Genomic DNA, 18,130 nt, shown 5'->3' on the forward strand with positions numbered 1-18,130 from the left:
GCCTTCGCACTTCACTACGTCAGCGCCGCCTTCGGAAATCATGCGGCCTGCGTTGCGGATCGCATCTTCTTTCGAGAAGTGATACGACAGGTAGGGCAAGTGGGCGACGATCAGCCCATACTTCGCCACGCGGCTGACAGCCTGGGTCATGTACAACTGTTCTTCAAATTTGACGGTGGTCGGATCCTTGTGCCCAAACAGCGACATCGGGCCGGCATTGCCAATAATGAGCAGGTCAAAACCGATTCGATCGGCAATGGCCGCCATCGGTGAATCGTACACGCCGACCGAAGTGATCCGCTCCTTTTTGTTTTTTTTCTGCTGCAAAGACTTCAGGGTTACCTTTTTGCGCGCTTCGTCCACATGACCTCCGGCTATCAACACGACCGCAATTGGCTGATCGTTTCAGCCCCTATAGTCGCCGCACTGTTGACGCAATACTGTCGGCTAGTTGACATCAGCACGATTATTTTTGCCGCTCGCGTGCCGACGGGCTCGGCGAACCGGACGCCGCCGTGATTACCGGGGCCACACGCGCGCGTTCGCCCAATACCACAATGGCAATGCCACCCAGGATCGCCACGCCAGACAGCACCAGACGCAAGCTTAAAGGCTCACCCAGCAGCAGCATGCCGCCAACCGCAGCCAGGATCGGGACTGACAACTGAACCGAGGCGGCGCGGGTCGCGCTCAATTGCCGCAACGCCGCATACCAGAATATGTAGCCCATGCCGGACGCAAACACGCCGGACAGGATTGCGTACAAGATGCCCGTTGCATCCGGCCGCAATTGACCGGATAGCGCAAACACCAGCCCGGGCGCGATTGACAAGGGCACAGCCCGCACGAAGTTGCCAGTCGTGGTGGAGGCGGGATGCTTGCCGCCACGACCGCGCAATGAGTACAAGCCCCAGAACACGCCCGACGCCAGCATGGTCAAGGCGCCGAGCAGTGGCGGCGCAGACAGCCCGGGCAACATCATCGCCAGCAAGCCGCCAAAACTGAGTATGAAGCCGGCCACCTGGCGCAGCGCCGGCCGTTCGCCGGCGCGCCAGCCACTGACCAGCATGGTCAATTGCACTGCGCCGAACAACAGCAACGCGCCGGCGCCAGCCGATATGTTGACGTAGGCAGCCGAGAAGGTCCACGCGTACAAGGCCAGCACCAACGCCGAGCCCCAGTCGCCACCGATGGCACTTGTGTATGGACACTCGCCCGGTACCGCACTTGCAGCACGCGCTCGCCATGCGCGCCACGCCGGCGCTGCCGCCACTAGCAGCAACAGGGCCAGCGCACCCGACACCAATCGCACCATCGTGAACATGGCGACATCGATCGATGTCTGGCGCAAGGCCAGGCGACAGAACAGTGAGTTACCGGCAAAAGCCAACATCGCTACCGTTGTCAGGAAAACCAGACGTGCTTGGGACATTGATGATTCCGGTTGACAGCGGTTTGCACGAGTTGCCCATGCAGATTTCGAGCCGGCGTGCGCCACGCAAAACTAGCTCTTTGCGCGTCGTTTGCAAAGGCAGCATGCACTCACTGCACCGCCTGCCACATCGAGACGCATGATGCTCCTGAAAAGTTTTTGCTTTTGTCGGATAGCCGACAGTACGCTTTTTTTTTATCCCCCAAGATTGCCATCAATCGTGGCGCAGCATCCGACAATTTGCGCATTCCGTCGTCCGATCATCCAGACAATCCGATTTTCCGCCAAGGGTTCGTAATACCTGCCCGCGTCAATCAGAAAGGAACCGCAACATGGCACCAGAACAGCTCTACCTGACCCTCACTTGCAAGAACCGGCCCGGCATCGTGGCGGCGGTTTCCACCTACATCTTCGAGTACGGCGGCGACATCGATGAAGCGCAGCAATTCGACGACAAGCAGAGCGGCCGGTTTTTCATGCGAGTAAGTTTCACCTCTGAAAAAGGCAACACTGACGTTGGGGCCTGGCGCGCTGGATTCATGCCACTGGTCGAGCGCTTCGGCCTGATGTGGTCAATGCGCCCGGCCAGCGACCTGCGACGGGTGCTTATCATGGTCTCCAAGCTGGATCATTGCCTGAACGATCTCTTGTATCGCTGGCGCATTGGCGAACTGCCGATGATCATTACCGGCATCGTTTCCAATCATCCGCGTGAAGCATTCACCGGCATGGATTTTTCCGGCATCCCGTTCCATCACTTGCCGGTCGACAGCAGCAACAAGCCTGCGCAAGAAAAAAGGCTGCTCGATTTGGTTAGCGAGAGTGCGACCGACATGGTCGTCCTGGCGCGCTACATGCAGATCCTGTCCGACGAACTGTCAACCAAGCTGTCCGGGCGCTGCATCAACGTGCATCATTCTTTCCTGCCCGGCTTCAAGGGCGCCAAGCCCTATCACCAGGCCCATGCCCGCGGCGTCAAGCTGATCGGCGCGACTGCGCACTTCGTTACCAGCGACCTCGATGAGGGACCTATCGTCGAGCAGGACGTCACGCGCGTGCGGCACAGTGACACGCCGGAAGACCTGGTGCGAAAAGGGCGCGACCTGGAGCGTCAGGTGCTGGCGCGCGGCCTGCGCTACTACCTCAGCGACCGGGTATTGATCAACGGCTCGAACGCCGTCGTGTTTTCTGACTGATCTATGGCGAGAACGACATGACCGCAAAAAAAATCGACGGGCTGGCACTGGCGGCCAGCTTGCTCGCGATCACACGCGACGACGTGGCCGCCTTCAGTGCAACGCAGGGCCGCGCGCCCGGACTGGCGGTGATCCTGGTGGGCGAGGACGCCGCCAGCACCGTCTATGTACGTAACAAGCTCAAGCAAACTGGCGACGCCGGTATACGCTCTTACGAACACCGGCTGCCGCCTGACACAAGCCAGCAGGGCTTGCTGGCGCTCATCAGTGACCTGAACCTGGACGATAATGTCGACGGCATCCTGGTGCAGTTGCCGCTGCCCGCCCAAATCGACGCCAGCAAAGTGCTGATTGCGATTGCACCGGAAAAAGATGTCGATGGCTTCCACCCGATGAATGTCGGCATGCTGGCCACCGGCAAGCCGGCGATGGTGCCCTGCACACCACTGGGATGCGTGTTCCTGGCCAAATCGGTGCTGGGCAACCTGACCGGACTCGAGGTCGTCGTCGTCGGCCGCTCCAATATTGTCGGCAAGCCACTGGCGCAATTGCTTGGGCTGGAGAACGCGACCGTCACGATTGCGCATTCCGGCACCCAGGATATTGGCAGCGTGTGCCGGCGCGCCGACTTGCTGTTCGTTGCGGTCGGCCATGCAGAGCTGGTGCGCGGCGAATGGATCAAGCCGGGAGCGGTCGTGATCGATGTCGGCATCAATCGGGTAACGCGCGCTACGGACTCCGAATCGGCAGGGCCGCAAACCCGGCTGGTCGGCGATGTCGCGTTTGAAGAGGCAATGAAAGTAGCGCGGGCAGTGACCCCAGTGCCAGGCGGCGTGGGTCCGATGACCATCGCGTGCCTGCTGCAAAACACGATGCGGGCGGCGCGCTTGCGCGCTGGCACCGGCACCATCGGAATATGAGGTTTCCGATGGACATGAATTTCTGTTCGCGGGCGGCAATGCATCCATGGCGCATCGAGATCAGCGGCCTGGCGACGCACTCGCGGGTTGGCATCTGGGAGCATGAGCTGGAGCCGCAACCGGTTCGCATTGATCTGTGCATCGACGCACTGGCGCCTGCTGTGCCGCGCGAGATCGGCGACTGCATCGATTACGAGCCGCTCTACCGCTGGTTTTCGCAGGAGTTCCCGTGCCTGCCACATACGCCCTTGCTGGAAACCCGGGTGCTGGAGATCATGGCTTTCGTGTTCCGGCATGATGTCCGCATTGGCAGCGTGGAAGTGGCTCTGTTCAAGCCGCTGGCTGGCCCCTGCGCGCGCGAGATCGGCGTGCGCACGGCGATGACGCGCCCTGAGTTTGGCCGGCTCTCTGCGCACCAAGTGGATGAAGCCGTGGCTGCAGGCTAGTTCTTGCGTGACGGCAGCCCCGAAAATTGCCGTGCTCTGCAAAATAAATCGGAATGGGCGGCAGCAATAGGCCGACGGGCACCGGTTGATAGCCGTCGCTGCTACAGCGATCAGGGCGCGGGCATGCCGCAAGTCCCCTCGGCCTGGCAGCCCAATGGCAAGTGCACCGTGTACTGGCGCGCCGCCACCTCAATCCGACGCCCGGTCTGGCCCGCCGGCACATTCCACGCCACTATCTTCAGGTTCCAGCTGCCGTAGGGCCAGTTACGGTAGCGCCAGTCGAGCGTTGCGCCGGTCTTGTCCGGCGCAACCGTGAATCGTCCGTAAACGATGCTTTCGTCGTTGGCCGAGACCAGCTCCACGTTTTCCATGCCGGCTCCGGCAACCACGAATGTCGCCGCATTGAGATACGGTTCAAAACCCAGGAAGGTATTGTTCGCCGGGCCCTCAATCAGTTGCGCGGCGAACGTGACGGTCGGCGTGCCTTGCGTTGGCGTATCCGGCACGTCGGATGTGCCGGCAGCGGGAACGGCGCCACTGGCTGCCGGGCTTGCCGCCGTTGCCGTACTGTCGGATCCACCGCCGCAGGCGCTTGAAAACACGATCGCCAATGCGATCAGTACCAACCTGGAAAAAGTCATGACGCAAAGTCCTGCAGATAGCCGGACTCTTACTGTGCGCGCGACTTGCCGTGCTTATTTGTGCGGGCGCAAAGCGCCGGATATGGCGCGGCGACCTGCATCACGTCAGCGGGCGATTGCGTGGTGTGGAGGCAATTGATGCACGAAACAGCGCACGGAACCGCGCCCGAAACCGCGTACCAGACAGCGCACTAAAAGGCACACTGAACCGGACAGCCGCCTTGCCGGATCAGGCAAAGACTTGCGGATTGGCATGCCATATCGCGTAATTCAGCGCAGCAGCAAAGCTGACCCACAACAGGTAGGGCGCAAGCAGGATGCTGGCGGTCCTGTGGATCGGCCAGAACGCGACCATGGTCATGATGATCATCGACCACAACAACATGATTTCAATGAATGCCAGCGCACCCAGGCGCCAGCCGAAGAACAGCCAGGTCCACAAGGCATTGACGGCCAACTGGCCCAGGAAAAGCAACAGTGCACCGCCGGCATGGCGAAAGCCGCCGATACGCCAGACCAACCACGCAGAAACCGCCATCAACACATACAGCACGGTCCATACCGGGCCAAACCAGGACGCAGGCGGGGCCCACGCGGGCAGCACGAGCTGCTGGTAAAAACCGCCGGCATTGCTGGACGCAATGGCGCCGATGCCGGCGGCCCCAAAACAGACCAGCAGCCAGCCGGCCAGTCCTAGTGACTGCCTGATGCCACCGGGGTTGGCGTGTCTTGCCATGATTGCGATCCTCAACGAAAAGCTGGCGCCGCCGGATTATTGCGGCAGCGTCGGCGCAACCCGGTCGGTCACATCCATGCCGATGCCGCGATAGCCGGCAAACCGGCTGGCGTCGTCGAATATCGGCTCGCCGCTGACTTGCAATACCTGCATGCGGCCATCAGCCGTGCTGCGGGTGAACAGCAGGTCGACGAAGGGCTGGCGCGCGGCGATCTTGGCGGCCAGTTGGGCGCGCCCCGCCGCGTTGCGGTCTGTGGCGCTGCCTGCCTGTGTAGCTGTCTGCTTCGGATCGATCCCCAGCATCTCGAACACCGGCCCGGAGACACTGGTGAAATTGCCCTGCGCATCCTGTTCCCAGTACCAGTCCGATGAAAGCTCGGTAAAGCTCTTGAAGCGCGCTTCGCTGGCACGCAGTTCGGCCGTGCGTTCCAGCACGGTGCGCTCCAGCACCTGGTTGTAGTCGGCCAATTTGCGATACAGCAGCCGCACTTCCAGCATGTTGCGGATGCGGGTCTGCACCTCGACCAGGTCAAACGGCTTGCTGACAAAATCCCTTGCGCCGCCGTTGAGCGCGCGCAGCTTGTGGCCAGGCTGCGCGGTGATCACCAGCACCGGCAGGTAATCGCTTTCGATTTTCTTGATCTGCTCCATGACCTCGAAACCGTCCATGACAGGCATCTGCAAGTCGAGCAGGATCAGGTCGTAGCGATTGGCCTGGTACAAGGCACACACCGACGTCGGGTCCATGGTGGTTTCGATCTGCGTATAGCCGGCATTGCGCAGCATCCTTTCCAGCAGGATGACGTTGGCTTCCTGGTCGTCAACGATCAGGATGCGGGCATTCAGCATTTCCGATGGATCAAGCATCATTTTCTTTCATAGGTACAGCACTGCGTTCGCTTGCCCTGGCCGCCGACGCCGACTCATCGGGCTGGAGACCGTCTTTTGATTGCTCGATGACTGCGTCGAGCGTGTCCATCAATTCCTTGACCTTGATCGGCTTGGTCAGGTAGCGGAAAAAGCCGATATCGATGCCGCGCTTGATATCGCTGGGCATTGCATTTGCCGACAGTGCAATGACCGGGATATGCGCGGTCGCCGGGTCTGCGCGCAGCACCTTCAATGCGCCATAGCCGCTGATGCCAGGCAAGTGGATGTCCATCAGGATGATATCCGGTTGGGCGGCGCGCGCAACAGCAATGCCCATATGACCGTCGGTTGCGGTCAATAGCCTGATATCGCTGCGGCGCGCGATCAGCTGCTCGACCAGCATCAGGTTGGCCGGATTGTCTTCCACGTACAGCAAGACATGCTGCTCGCCGGCGGGCAGCGGCTGCACCGCCGCCAGCGCCAGGCCATCGGTCCCGAGGCTCTCGGCCTCGAATGGCAGTTGCTGTGCAACCGACGTATCCAGCTCGACCCAGAACAGGCTGCCGTGACCGACGCTGCTTTCCACGCCGATCGATCCGCCCATCAGCTCCACCAACTGCTTGGTCACGACCAGACCGATGCCGGTGCCTTCCTCGCTGCTGGTTTGCTGGCCGAGCCGGTTGAACGGCTGGAACAGTTGCGCCAGCTGTTCCGCCGCCAGGCCCACGCCGGTGTCGCGCACGCCGATCCGGATCCGGCTTCCGCCGACCGATTCGCAAGTCACCGTGACCGAGCCCTCGCGCCGGTTGTATTTGATCGCATTGGACAGCAAATTGATCATCACCTGCTTGACCCGGATGCGATCGGCATGCACCAGCACGACGTCGCCGGCCGGTGGAAAATGCATCTGGATGCCGAATTTTTGCGCTTGCGGCTCGAACATCGCGTGGCAATCCTGCAAGACCTCGCTCATCGACATCGATTCCACCGACATCGTGACCCTGCCCGATTCAATCATCGCAAGGTCGAGGATCTCATTGATCAGCCGCAGCAGGTACCAGCCGGCTTTCAGGATCTGGTTGACCGACTGCTTCTGGCTCGGGTTCAGCGGCGGCGTATCGGACTCCATCAATTGCGCAAACCCGAGCACGGCGTTGAGCGGGGTGCGCAATTCATGGCTCATGCTGGACAGGAACTCGGACTTGGCGCGATTGGCCTTTTCGGCCGCCGCACGCGCATTGTCGAGTTCGATATTGTTCTGCTGCAGCATGTGATCGAACTGCTTGCGCTCGGTGATGTCGCGCGCCGCCGCGAACACGCCCTGCAGCTTGCGGTCGCGGTTGTAGAACGTCGTGGCGTTATACGACACCACGGTTTCCTTACCGTCCAGTGCACGCACGGTCAGCTCGTAATTGGTGACTTTGCCTTCGCTCAAAACGCGCGCAATGGCTTCCTCGGCGCGCTCTGGATCGGTGAAGTAATTCTTGCAGGGTGCGCCGATCAAGGCCTCGCGGGTGCAACCGGTCAGCGCTTCCATCTGCTGGTTGACGTCGCTGATGATGCCGGATGGGTCGGTCGTCATCAGCGCATCGATGTTCGATTCGATCAGCGAGCGGGTATAGAACTGCTGGTCGCGCAGGCGCTGGTCAAGCAGCGCCTGTTCGGCCTCTACTTGCTTGCGCGCCGTGTTGTCGGTGCCGATCAGCAGGTAGCCAATGATGTCGCCCTCTTCGCTTTGCAGCGCCGTGACCGATACGATGGCCGGGAAGCGGGTGCCGTCCTTGCGGATATAGGTCAGCTCATAAATATCTTCTATCCCGCGCGATGCCTTGTAGACCAGCGCCGCAAATCCGGGCGCGATGGTCGAACCCCACTCGATGCTCAAGGCCTGTGCCCGGTCCACCAGTTCCTGGGGGTCGGAGATGCCGGACGGCGTGATCTTGTCGATCACCTCCTTGGCGTCGTAGCCCAACATGCGCTCGGCGCCGGGGTTGAAGATCCGGATCACGCCGCGGGCGTCGGTGGCGATGAAGGAAAAATTGATGCTGCTGAAGATAGCATGCTGCAGTGCGCCGGCTTGCAGCAAGGGACCCTCTTGCAGCTGGAAAGCGCCGCCGGGCCGGCTCTTCAGGCCGCGCCACACCGGTATCGCCAGCAGTCCCAGCAAGGCCAGCAAGCCCATTACGCTGACCTGGATAACCAGCGTGTCGACGGGAGACTGCCCCTCGCTTTTCAGGGCCAGGAACGCGACCAGCAGCAGTACCAGCAGCGTGGCGCAGGTCGCGCCGAACATCATCAGTTCGACGGACAGCTTCCTGATCGGCGGTTCCAGTTGGTCTTCAGGCATGGCGGGTCCCGGTTAGGCTTGAAAAGAATGGGCCCGGAAGACTTGGCGCAAGGCGGCGCTCCGGGGACTGGTTGCGAATTTTTTTACCGGCCAGTGCCGGATGCCAGCCCTGTGCTGGCGCGCCGCCGGTTCAGGCGGACTGGGCTTTTGCCGCCCCGCCCTGCCGTTGCCGAACGTCGGAAAGCAAGCGTGCAAATTCTTTTTTCACGACCTGGTAACACTCGCAGACATCGCGCTCCAGCCCGGCCCGGTCCAGCACCGAGATGTGGCCGCGGCGATAACTGATGAACCCAAGGTCCTGTAATTTGCCGGCGGCTTCGGTCACGCCTTCGCGGCGCACTCCCAGCATGTTGGCGATCAACTGTTGTGTCATCGTCAATTCGCTGGACGGCAAGCGGTCCAGCGTGAGCAGCAACCAGCGGCACAATTGCTGCTCCACCGAGTGATGCCGGTTGCATACCGCGGTCTGCGACATTTGCGTGATCAATGCCTGCGTATAGCGCAACAGCAAGCGCATGACTTGCCCGGCAAGATTGAATTCATCCATCAGGATTTGCGCCCGCAGCCGGTAGCCGTAGCCGCCGGTCTGCACGATGGCCCGGCTCGGCGTGGTGTCGCCGCCCATGAACAGCGAGATGCCAAGCACGCCTTCATTGCCAACGCCGGCAATCTCCGACGAACCGCCATTCTCCAGCTCGTAATGGAGCGAGACGATGGCGGTGGTCGGGAAATAAACGTGTTGCAGCTTGCCGCCTGACTCGTATAGCACATCGCCCAGCAGCATCGGGATCAGTTCGAGATGGGGCGCCAGGCGGTCGAACTCAGCATCGAGCAATGCGGCCAGCAAGTGGTTCTCGTTCGGATCGTGCTGATCTTGGTGGTTCGACATGTTTGTGGTCCTTCGCCCATCGATTACGCAGGGCCGGACTGAACTCCGGGCACGGTTGAGGCGCAACGGTAACACAGACTGCGCTGACCAATGTTGCGCGACCGATTTTTAGCCGATCGATAAAAGAATGTCCTTGTGGGCGCTGGCGCACATACGGGGGCTGGCTGAGGCCTTATCTTGGCGTTGTCCCATCCGATTACTAACAGGAACAGAAAAAATGAAAAACTTCAAAACCGTATCGCTCTTGCTGGCCGCCCTGATCCTGACCGGCGTCGCCGGCTGCGCATCGAGCCCGACAAAAGAAAGCACCGCCCAATATGTTGATGACTCGGTCATCACCACCAGTGTGAAAGCAGCGATCTTCAACGAGCCTTCACTCAAGGTCGCCGAGATCAATGTCGAGACATTCAAGGGCGTGGTTCAACTGAGCGGCTTCGTGCGCTCGTATGAAAACATCACGACCGCCGTGAGCGTCGCACGCGGCGTCAAGGGTGTGCAGTCGGTCAAGAACGACATGCGGGTCAAGTAAGAACAAGCAGCGCTGCGCAAGCGGCGTTGACCTGGCTGGGTCGGCGATCGTGCCGGCCCGCCCCTGGCAAGCCACACTAAAAACAAGGAATTCAAAATGAAAACCATCAAAACCACCTCGGCACTGGCCTCAGCACTGATTTTCGCGCTGGTACTCACCGGCTGCGCCAACATGTCGGGCCAGGACAAGCGCACGGCAATCGGCGCCGGTACCGGCGCAGTTGCCGGTGCAGTACTGACCGGCGGCAGCACAGTCGGCACGGTCGTGGGCGCAGGCGTCGGCGGCTATATCGGCAACCAGATGAAGTAAATCCCACGGGCCGCCACCTGGCCCTGTCGGGAAATGAAGCGCCCTTCGCGGGCGCTTTTTTTTGCCTGGCGCAGCGTGCCGATGCCTGCTATGCGCGCCACCGAACAGCCAGCTGGCGCCAAAAGGCGGACGATGGGTGCATACAACGACGAGCGCAAAGCGCTTGCTCGCCAACACCGGCTTCAAATTGACATCATCAGGCCAGGCGCCTGCCAATCATACAAATAGGATCATCATGCACAATGCTCTCGGAAACGAACAAAAGCCCAGGACCCATCCTGCCGTCATCGTTGCAGGCGTCGCCGTTGTACTGTTCTGCACAATCGGCGCGGCGGCCATCCTGGGATGGATTCCATCATCGCTATCCGGTAACCAGCCGGCCACGCCAGTGGCAGCGTCCGCGCCGGCTGCGTCCAGTGCACCGCGCGTCGCCGCCAAGGCAGTTGCCAAGCCAGCCGCCGAGCCCGTGCGCCAGGCCCAGGGAAGCAACCAGTCCACCTATGCCGCCAACGTACCGGCTGTCGCCAATTGCGCAGCATGCGGCGTGGTTGAGTCAACCCGCGAATTCAGCACGCGCGGCTCAGGCAGCGGACTTGGCGCAGCAGGCGGCGCAGTAGTCGGCGGCTTGCTTGGCAACCAGGTCGGCGGTGGCCGCGGCCAGGATGTGATGACCGTGGTCGGTGCGCTAGGCGGTGCAGTGGCCGGCAACCAGATCGAAGGCAAGATGAAATCAACCCAAGGCTACGAAATCGTCGTGCGTCTCAATGATGGTTCAGTGCGTACGGTGCAGCAGACAACACGTCCGGAATGGCGTGCAGGCGACAATGTACGCATCGTTGATGGTGTCGTGCGCTCCAACGGCTGACCAGGCTGGCGGTGGTCGCATCGCGCGACCGCCAGGCTTTAAAGCCTCCCCAAACGCCTTGCGCAAATAGCGCAAGGCGTTTTCTTTTGCCCGGTCCGACTGTGTCACGGCCCGCGCCGGTCGATGCGGCCATGCCAGGCGCGGACTCGTCCGGATCCACGCGGCGTGTATCCCGCCGGCCGCTTTTTGCGCAGCAGCGCCGCAGGCCCATACCGGGATCGGTGCGGCCACGCCACGCTGCGGCCTATTCCAGGCCAGCACCAACGGCAAGGATTGCACCGCCTTGATGTCCTTGCGCATACGGCCCAGCGGCCCGCGCCCCGGATGCCACTGCGGCAGACGTAAAAAAGCCCCGGTCACCATCAAGGTGGCCGGGGCCGTCAAACCAGTGCTTGCCGTATCAGGCGCCTGATTTACCAGGCGCTGTTTTCAGCAATCAGATATCGCGCACCAGTCCGCCATCGACAATCTTCACCTTGTCGCCGACCTTGTAGCCAGGGTCCGCTGCAAACGTGATCGTCTGCTGGCCACCATTATTCAGGCGAACCTGCACTTCATGGTGGGAGTTCTTGCGGACATTGCCTTCGATCGTCCGGCCGGCATAAGCGCCGCCGACTGCACCGGCGATGGTTGCTGCCGTGCGGCCATTGCCACTACCGATCTGGTTGCCAAGCAATGCGCCCACTACGCCGCCACCGATGGTGCCCAGGTAGCCGCCGTCGCCTTTGGTTTCCACCACGTTGACCGACTCAACCGTACCGCAAGCGATACACATCCGTGCAGCACGATAGGCATTTGGCTCCGTGCTTTGCAAGGAACGCACCAGCTTGCCGGAAACCACACGCTCGCCAGCGCGCAATTCAGCGATTACCTGGCTGTTGGCGGTGATCCGGTCACGTGGACGGATCGTGTAGACGCCGGTGTATTCGCCACGGCGCACTTCCTGCAACAGGAATTTGCCTTTCATGCCGTCGATCTTGAGATCAGCCCGGCCGCCTGGCGTGCCGTTGAGCGTGAATGCCAACTGGTTGCCGCGCGTGAGTTCGGCGCTAGGAACGACATCCAGGCCGGTAATCCGCGGGAAGCCGTCAGCTGCCTTGCCGGAGCGGTAGCCCACGCCGCGCTGAAGCGACTCGTCCAGCACCGTACTGACGACCTGGTTGCCAAGCCGCAGGTTGGCCGTGACGGCGCTGTTTGCCGTGATGTTGTCGCGAATGCCGATGGCGTAAGTGCCTTCGTATATGCCGGCATCCACTTCATTCAGGTTCAGCCCGCGCTGCGCGCCGGCGATACGCAAGGTCGCGGTAGCGCCCGGTGTGCCGTTAAGCGAGAAGCTCAGTTCCGCGCCCGGCTTCAGGGCTGGTACTTCGTCGACACTGAAGCCGTCGATGCGCAACACGGTGGCGCTGCTGTTGTATTGCTGGGCGCTGGCATCATTGGCAACCAGCCCCAATGACAACAGTGGAACCAGGGCGAATAGCCCCAGGAATAGATTGCGATAAGTTTTGATGATGATCTCCTGTTGAGTTCTAAGGCAAGGCGCAGCCCGGTATGGGATGCGCAACGACATGACGGATAAAGCTTGGATGAATATCAGGACGAGCCGGCCGGCGGCCAAGGGCTGCGGGCCTCTGGCTTACTTGCCGTGCTTGCCGTTGCTCTTGCCATGGCCTTTGTTCTTGCCGTGGCCCTTGCTCTTGCCGTCCTTGCGGTCGTCGTTGCGCGCATGTGCTGCTGCGCTGACCACCTGGCCATGGTTTTGCGGGTTGTCGCGCCAGGCCAGTGCACGTGCCTGGCGTTCACGCCAGTCGTTTTCGTACATCGGCTGGACATACACCGGACGCGGCGCATAAACGCCGGGCAGGACGACATTGACATCGATCGCAGCAGCGGCGCTGGGGCCGGCGGCCAGGATCAGGGCGGCGCCAGCGATCAGGCCAGCGGCAATACGGTGATAGGTTTTCATGGTGAGTCTCCTGTTCGTTAAGTTGACAGCACTCGTTATCCGCTGTTTGCCACACAGCATCTGTCCGATACCGCACATAGCAATAACGTCCATGCCTGCTGCAAGGCTCGTTAAGATTTCGTTTCATTTGCAACGAACTGAAACTGGACTGCAACGCATTCACGCTCGTGCCATGCTGTGCGCGGCAGCGAACAGAGCGTGCTGACACACCCGCGTATATCTGTTGGCCAATTCAGCACAGCAGGCCATCATGGGAAAAGATATGGACAAGGACACCAACCCGGACACTCGGGCACACTATCGCGACCAGGCGAATGCGCAATGGAGCGCGTGGGTAAGCCGCCCCGATTCAGGCAGCGCGCCAGCGCCGGCGTCCAATCCCGATCCACTGCAGGCCCAGGTCCATCCCTACCCGGATCCGGACGCATCCGCCGCCGCTGCGGCAAGCGCGGCAGGCCAGTCGGTCGAGAGCGTGCCGCCACCCGGGCCTGCCGCGCCGGCCGCCGGCAACCTGCTGACAGACACGCACCCGCATGACCACACGGTCGCTGTGCGCAACGTCGCGCTGGGCATCATCGCAGCGATTGCGGTGCTGTTTGCGCTGCAGTGGGGGCAACGGTTTTTCATCCCGCTGGTGTTCAGCATCGTCGCTTCATATACATTGAACCCGGTAGTCGTCTGGCTTGAGCGGGTGCGGATCCCGCGCGTGGTCGGCGCAGCTGTGGTGCTGATCGGACTGATCGGCGGCGCGGGCGCGGTTGCCTATTCACTACAGGATGAGTTCCAGTCCATCCTGGTCAGCATGCCCAAGGCGGCGCACCAGATCTCGCACGCGATTACGGATAATGAAGACGGCAGTCCGACCACCATCCAGCAAATGCAGGCAGCAGCGACCGAGATCGAAACCGCAACCAATGGCGCGGCCAGGCCAGGCGGCAAACGGTCTGCCGGTTCGGCTGCCGATACCTCCGCAGGCGACTCCGGTGCGCGCTTTCGCCTGAAGGACTGGCTATGGGCCGGATCGCTGGGTGCGCTGGAGTTTGCCGGACAGGCGACGATGGCAGTGTTCCTGATCTTTTTCCTGCTGCTGTCGGGCGATAGTTTCAAGCGCAAGCTGGTCAAGATGATGCCGCTGCTGTCCTCGAAAAAAATCACCGTGCGCATTCTCGACGACATCAACCGGTCGATCCAGAACTACATGTTCATGCTGCTGGTGACCAATGTGCTGCTGTCGCTGATGCTGTGGGTGGTGTTTCGCTGGCTGGCTCTGGAGAATGCCGGTGCATGGGCAGTGGCCGCAGGCTGGTTGCACATCATTCCCTACTTCGGTTCGCTGATCATTTCAGCGGCCACCGGGCTGACTGCGTTCGTACAGTTCGGGTCCTTGTCGCAGGGGCTGCTGGTAGCGGGCGCATCGATGGCGGTCGCCACGCTGGTGGGCACGCTGATTACCACCTGGATGACCGGCCGCATCGCCAAGATGAATCCGGCCGCCGTCTTCATCGGCCTGCTTTTCTGGGGCTGGCTGTGGGGCGTATGGGGTCTGCTGCTGGGTATCCCGATCATCGTCATCGTACGCGTGATATCGGAGCACCTGGAGGTAATGGGCCCGATTGCCGAACTGCTCGGTGAATGAACACTCGCCCCCCGCCTGGCGCCGCTGGTGCACACAGTAGCGACAGGGCTTGCCGCGCTTGTTCCGCCCGCGGGCGAATTTATTTCTCCATTGGTACGTTACCTCACATACATGGCGCGGCTTAGTCCGTAGTCTGCACACATCGACGCACTGCAGTGGTTGCGAATGCGTCATTAACCCAGGAATAATAAAATGTCTTCTACCCCTGAATCGTATTTGCGCACCGCGATCGTCGCGGCCTTTGCTGTCATTGCCTTCACCCCAGGACTCGCCGCCGCCCAGGCCACCACGCCGGACTATTGGGCCAGCCCCAATGGTGTGATCGTGCGCAGCGGTACCGGCCTGTGCTGGCACACCACGACATGGTCGCCCGCCAGCTCGGCTGAGGATTGCGATCCGTCGCTTGCAAAGGTGGTAGCGCCCGCACCGGTCGTGGTGGCCGCTGCACCTGCAGCCATCCCGCCAGCGCCGGCACCGGCACCTGCGCCAGTGGCAATCACGACACGCAAGATCACCCTCAATGCAGAAGAGCTGTTTGATTTTGACAAGTCGGTCCTGAAACCGGCTGGCAAAAAGAGCCTGGAGCAGTTGACCAATGACCTGGCTGGCGTGAGCTACACGGAAATCGCAGTGACCGGACATACCGACCGCCTCGGCAAGCCCGGCTACAACCAGAAGCTGTCCGAGCGCCGCGCCAATACGGTGATGAAGCAACTGGTCGCTAACGGCGTGCCGGCAAACCGGATCACCGCAAGCGGCATGGGCGAAAAGCAGCCCGTCACCAAGGATTGCAAGGGCGCCATCAGCAAGACGCTGAAAGCTTGCCTGCAGCCTGATCGCCGGGTAGAAGTCAGTGTCACGGGTACGCAGGAAGTGGCGCGCAAGTAATCGAAGTATCGGCCACGCCCCCCGGCTTGCTGGTGCGCGTGGCGCCTGAATGAGAAATCCACGCCGACCGCTTTCGGGCGGAAGCATGGCGACGAAGGGGCTGCGATTGCATCAATGCCCCTTCGCTGTATGATTTACCAACCAGAAAACAAGCCCGTTATGACCGACAGCGATTCCATGTGTGCGCAAGGCGACCTCCGGAAAATGTTCCGATGGCTGGGATTGGCCGCGTTGGGCTGCTTGATGTCCGCCTGCGCCGCCCTGCCGGATGCGCGCAGGCTGGAGAGTACCCTGGCGCCGCCGGCCGCCCCGACGGTAACGGGAACGCGCGGCGTACTGTCGGATAAAAAGGCAGACGCGCTGCTGAGCAAACGCTGGGCAAAAGTGGCAATCGACCTGAAGACACAGGCCGCGCTGGAAGAAGCTGCCACCGGTGTGCCGCTCATTGCCGGCAACAACATCACGCTATTGTTCGACGGGCCGCAGACGATGGGCGCCATGATCGACGCCATCGCATCGGCCACCAATCACATCAATCTTGAAACCTACATATTCGACCAGGACGAGCTGGGCCTGCGCTTTGCCGACTTGCTGATCGCCAAACAGGCGCAGGGCGTTGCGGTCAGCATCATTTACGACAGCGTCGGCACCCTCGGCACGCCAGCAGCCTTTTTCGAGCGCATGCGGCAGGCCGGAATCCGGCTGGTGGCGTTCAACCCGGTCAACCCGACAGCGCGGCTGGGAAAGGGCTGGCGCCTCAATAACCGCGACCACCGCAAGATACTGATCGTTGACGGCAAGCTGGCCTTTACCGGCGGCGTCAATATCAGCGCAACCTATTCCAACAGCTCCTTGTATCGATCCAAGGAGAAGGCCGATGCGGACGTCGGCTGGCGCGACACGCACATCAAGATTGAGGGGCCGGCGGTCGCCGCCTTGCAATGGGCCTTCCTGAAAACACTGGCCCAGCAAGATTCCGCAGACCTGCCGACAGCGGAATTGTTCCCGCCGCTGCCGATTGCCGGCGACAAGATCGTGCGCATCCTGGCCACCGAGCCGGGGGGTGAGCATCAGATCTATAAAGCCTATGCGCTGGCCTTTCAAGGTGCGCAAAAGTCGATCCACCTGACTGCAGCTTACTTCGTCCCTGACGAGCAGACCGTGGCGATGCTGGTCGATGCAGCCAGGCGCGGCGTCGACGTCAAGCTGATCCTGCCGGCAGTGTCGGACAGTCCGCTGGTGTTCTATGCCGGACAGGCTTCGTATGGCGAATTGCTGGCTGCCGGCGTCAAGATTTACCAATTGAAGATTGCGGTATTGCATGCAAAGACTGCGGTGGTCGACGGCACCTGGTCGACTGTCGGGTCGAGCAATATCGACTTGCGCAGTTTCCTGCACAATTCCGAACTCAATGTCGTGATCATGGGAGAGGCGTTTGGCCAGGAAATGGAAAACGCCTTCGCCGAGGATTTGCGCGATTCCAAGCAGCTCACGCTGCAAGCCTGGGAGACGCGTCCGGTGCTGGACCGGCTCAGGGAAATAGCGGCCGGGCTGGTTGCGTATTGGCTCTGATCCGCGGGGGGTGCATCCCCGCCAGGTTTCGCCCAAGACCATCCAGCGGCGCCAAGTCCCACTGCTGCCCCTGTAATTAAAAACAAGCGCAAAACAAGCCCCACTGTGTGCGCTAGCGCCCCGACCCCGGCGGTGGCAAGCCCCAAGATGACGTTGGACATTTCCTACCGTCAACTCAGGGCACACCGTGATAAAAATCAAAGTCCTCCCGTTAGCTTTGCTCCTGGCCATAGCCCAGGGCGCATTCGCACAACAGCCACCAACATCCGGTGGCCAGATGCAACAGATTCCAGCACCCCCCATGCAGGAGCGCTCCGCGCCCGAACTCCAGCTTGACCGTCGCGACGCCCCCGCAAGCGGCATCACGGACAGCGCGACCATCCTGGTGAAGGCATTGCGCATCACCGGCGCCCGCGCCTATTCAGAAGAGCAATTGCTGGCCGTAACCGGCTTCAAGCCCGGCGTGCAGATGACACTGGGCGAATTGCGCGGCATGGCAAAACGCATTGCGGATCACTACCACGCCAACGGTTATTTCGTTGCGCAAGCCTACCTGCCAGCGCAGGACATCATTGACGGCACCGTCCGCATCGCCGTGCTGGACGGTCAGTACGGCAAGGTCACTGTCGACAACCAGTCCAAGCTCTCAAACCGGATTCCGAACAGCCTGATGTCTGGCCTTGCAGCCGGCGACCCGGTGATGAACGCACCGCTGGAATCGCGCCTGCTGTTGCTATCGGATGTGCCAGGCGTGAACGTCAAATCGACCCTGTCTCCCGGTGCTGAAGTCGGCACCTCCGACCTGCTGGTCAAGCTGACCCCCGGCCCGCTCGTGAGCGGCAGCGTCGACGCCGACAATGCAGGTAACCGCTACACCGGCGAGTACCG

At 61.3% G+C, this 18,130-nt stretch carries 19 protein-coding genes; 10 read left to right on the top strand and 9 right to left on the bottom strand.

The genetic code is table 11. The features are described from left to right. A partial coding sequence (locus Q7T64_RS15205; RefSeq protein WP_304797432.1) for a 3-methyl-2-oxobutanoate hydroxymethyltransferase occupies window positions 1-363 on the bottom strand: 363 nt, incomplete at its 3' end. 103 nt (window positions 364-466) lie between these two features. After that, entirely contained in the window at window positions 467-1,432 is a 966-nt protein-coding gene (locus tag Q7T64_RS15210; RefSeq protein ID WP_304797434.1) for a DMT family transporter, read from the bottom strand. Between the two features lie 332 nt (window positions 1,433-1,764). On the opposite strand from Q7T64_RS15210, the gene purU reads away from it, so the two are divergent. Genes purU through Q7T64_RS15225 form a run of 3 tightly spaced genes read left to right on the top strand, consistent with a single transcriptional unit; the run spans window position 1,765 to window position 3,994 of the window. Continuing rightward, window positions 1,765-2,628, top strand: a complete 864-nt coding sequence (gene purU / locus Q7T64_RS15215) for a formyltetrahydrofolate deformylase (protein ID WP_304797436.1) — start codon at window positions 1,765-1,767, stop codon at window positions 2,626-2,628. 17 nt (window positions 2,629-2,645) lie between these two features. After that, complete coding sequence (gene folD, locus Q7T64_RS15220) at window positions 2,646-3,548, top strand: bifunctional methylenetetrahydrofolate dehydrogenase/methenyltetrahydrofolate cyclohydrolase FolD (RefSeq protein WP_304797438.1); 903 nt, start codon at window positions 2,646-2,648, stop codon at window positions 3,546-3,548. Window positions 3,549-3,562: 14 nt separating this feature from the next. Beyond that, window positions 3,563-3,994, top strand: coding sequence for a dihydroneopterin aldolase (locus Q7T64_RS15225; protein WP_304797440.1), 432 nt, complete (start codon window positions 3,563-3,565; stop codon window positions 3,992-3,994). A 110-nt stretch (window positions 3,995-4,104) separates the two neighbouring features. Here Q7T64_RS15225 and Q7T64_RS15230 read toward each other — a convergent pair whose 3' ends face one another. From Q7T64_RS15230 to Q7T64_RS15250, 5 genes are all read right to left on the bottom strand, one after another. Beyond that, on the bottom strand, window positions 4,105-4,635 hold the full coding sequence (locus Q7T64_RS15230) for a hypothetical protein (RefSeq protein WP_304797442.1): 531 nt from the start codon (window positions 4,633-4,635) through the stop codon (window positions 4,105-4,107). 229 nt (window positions 4,636-4,864) lie between these two features. Beyond that, on the bottom strand, window positions 4,865-5,371 hold the full coding sequence (locus Q7T64_RS15235) for a TspO/MBR family protein (protein ID WP_304797444.1): 507 nt from the start codon (window positions 5,369-5,371) through the stop codon (window positions 4,865-4,867). A 36-nt stretch (window positions 5,372-5,407) separates the two neighbouring features. After that, on the bottom strand, window positions 5,408-6,238 hold the full coding sequence (locus Q7T64_RS15240) for a response regulator (protein ID WP_304797446.1): 831 nt from the start codon (window positions 6,236-6,238) through the stop codon (window positions 5,408-5,410). Beyond that, complete coding sequence (locus Q7T64_RS15245) at window positions 6,231-8,588, bottom strand: PAS domain S-box protein (protein ID WP_370653346.1); 2,358 nt, start codon at window positions 8,586-8,588, stop codon at window positions 6,231-6,233. Before Q7T64_RS15245 ends, Q7T64_RS15240 begins: the two co-directional genes overlap by 8 nt. 130 nt (window positions 8,589-8,718) lie before the next feature. Then, on the bottom strand, window positions 8,719-9,477 hold the full coding sequence (locus Q7T64_RS15250) for a Crp/Fnr family transcriptional regulator (RefSeq protein ID WP_304797448.1): 759 nt from the start codon (window positions 9,475-9,477) through the stop codon (window positions 8,719-8,721). Between the two features lie 217 nt (window positions 9,478-9,694). Between Q7T64_RS15250 and Q7T64_RS15255 the strand changes: the two genes are divergently transcribed. The 3 genes from Q7T64_RS15255 to Q7T64_RS15265 all read left to right on the top strand — a co-directional run bounded on the left by Q7T64_RS15255 (window position 9,695) and on the right by Q7T64_RS15265 (window position 11,180). Next, the gene (locus Q7T64_RS15255) at window positions 9,695-10,006 is read left to right on the top strand and encodes a BON domain-containing protein (protein ID WP_304797450.1); all 312 of its coding nucleotides are present in this window, start codon (window positions 9,695-9,697) and stop codon (window positions 10,004-10,006) included. A 96-nt stretch (window positions 10,007-10,102) separates the two neighbouring features. Next, a complete protein-coding gene (locus tag Q7T64_RS15260) occupies window positions 10,103-10,315 on the top strand; it encodes a glycine zipper 2TM domain-containing protein (RefSeq protein ID WP_304797452.1) in 213 nt (70 codons plus the stop codon). Window positions 10,316-10,550: 235 nt separating this feature from the next. After that, window positions 10,551-11,180, top strand: a complete 630-nt coding sequence (locus tag Q7T64_RS15265; protein WP_304797454.1) for a glycine zipper 2TM domain-containing protein — start codon at window positions 10,551-10,553, stop codon at window positions 11,178-11,180. Window positions 11,181-11,616: 436 nt separating this feature from the next. Here the strand turns inward: Q7T64_RS15265 and Q7T64_RS15270 are convergent, their stop codons facing one another. Both Q7T64_RS15270 and Q7T64_RS15275 read right to left on the bottom strand, forming a co-directional pair. After that, window positions 11,617-12,750, bottom strand: a complete 1,134-nt coding sequence (locus Q7T64_RS15270) for a glycine zipper 2TM domain-containing protein (protein ID WP_304797456.1) — start codon at window positions 12,748-12,750, stop codon at window positions 11,617-11,619. A 66-nt stretch (window positions 12,751-12,816) separates the two neighbouring features. After that, window positions 12,817-13,146 (bottom strand): hypothetical protein, encoded by a 330-nt coding sequence (locus Q7T64_RS15275; RefSeq protein WP_304797458.1) that lies wholly within the window; start codon window positions 13,144-13,146, stop codon window positions 12,817-12,819. A gap of 250 nt (window positions 13,147-13,396) precedes the next feature. Here Q7T64_RS15275 and Q7T64_RS15280 point away from each other — a divergent pair, with 250 nt between their 5' ends. The 4 genes from Q7T64_RS15280 to Q7T64_RS15295 all read left to right on the top strand — a co-directional run. Next, entirely contained in the window at window positions 13,397-14,782 is a 1,386-nt protein-coding gene (locus Q7T64_RS15280; protein ID WP_304797460.1) for an AI-2E family transporter, read from the top strand. A gap of 192 nt (window positions 14,783-14,974) precedes the next feature. Then, complete coding sequence (locus Q7T64_RS15285; RefSeq protein WP_304797463.1) at window positions 14,975-15,670, top strand: OmpA family protein; 696 nt, start codon at window positions 14,975-14,977, stop codon at window positions 15,668-15,670. Window positions 15,671-15,913: 243 nt separating this feature from the next. Beyond that, window positions 15,914-17,242 (top strand): cardiolipin synthase, encoded by a 1,329-nt coding sequence (gene cls / locus Q7T64_RS15290; protein ID WP_304797465.1) that lies wholly within the window; start codon window positions 15,914-15,916, stop codon window positions 17,240-17,242. A 277-nt stretch (window positions 17,243-17,519) separates the two neighbouring features. Then, window positions 17,520-18,130, top strand: a 611-nt coding sequence (locus tag Q7T64_RS15295; protein ID WP_304797467.1) for a POTRA domain-containing protein, incomplete at its 3' end; no start/stop codon positions are given.

Origin of the sequence: Lacisediminimonas sp. (assembly GCF_030645335.1) — a bacterium.
Classification (GTDB): Bacteria; Pseudomonadota; Gammaproteobacteria; order Burkholderiales; family Burkholderiaceae_D; genus Lacisediminimonas.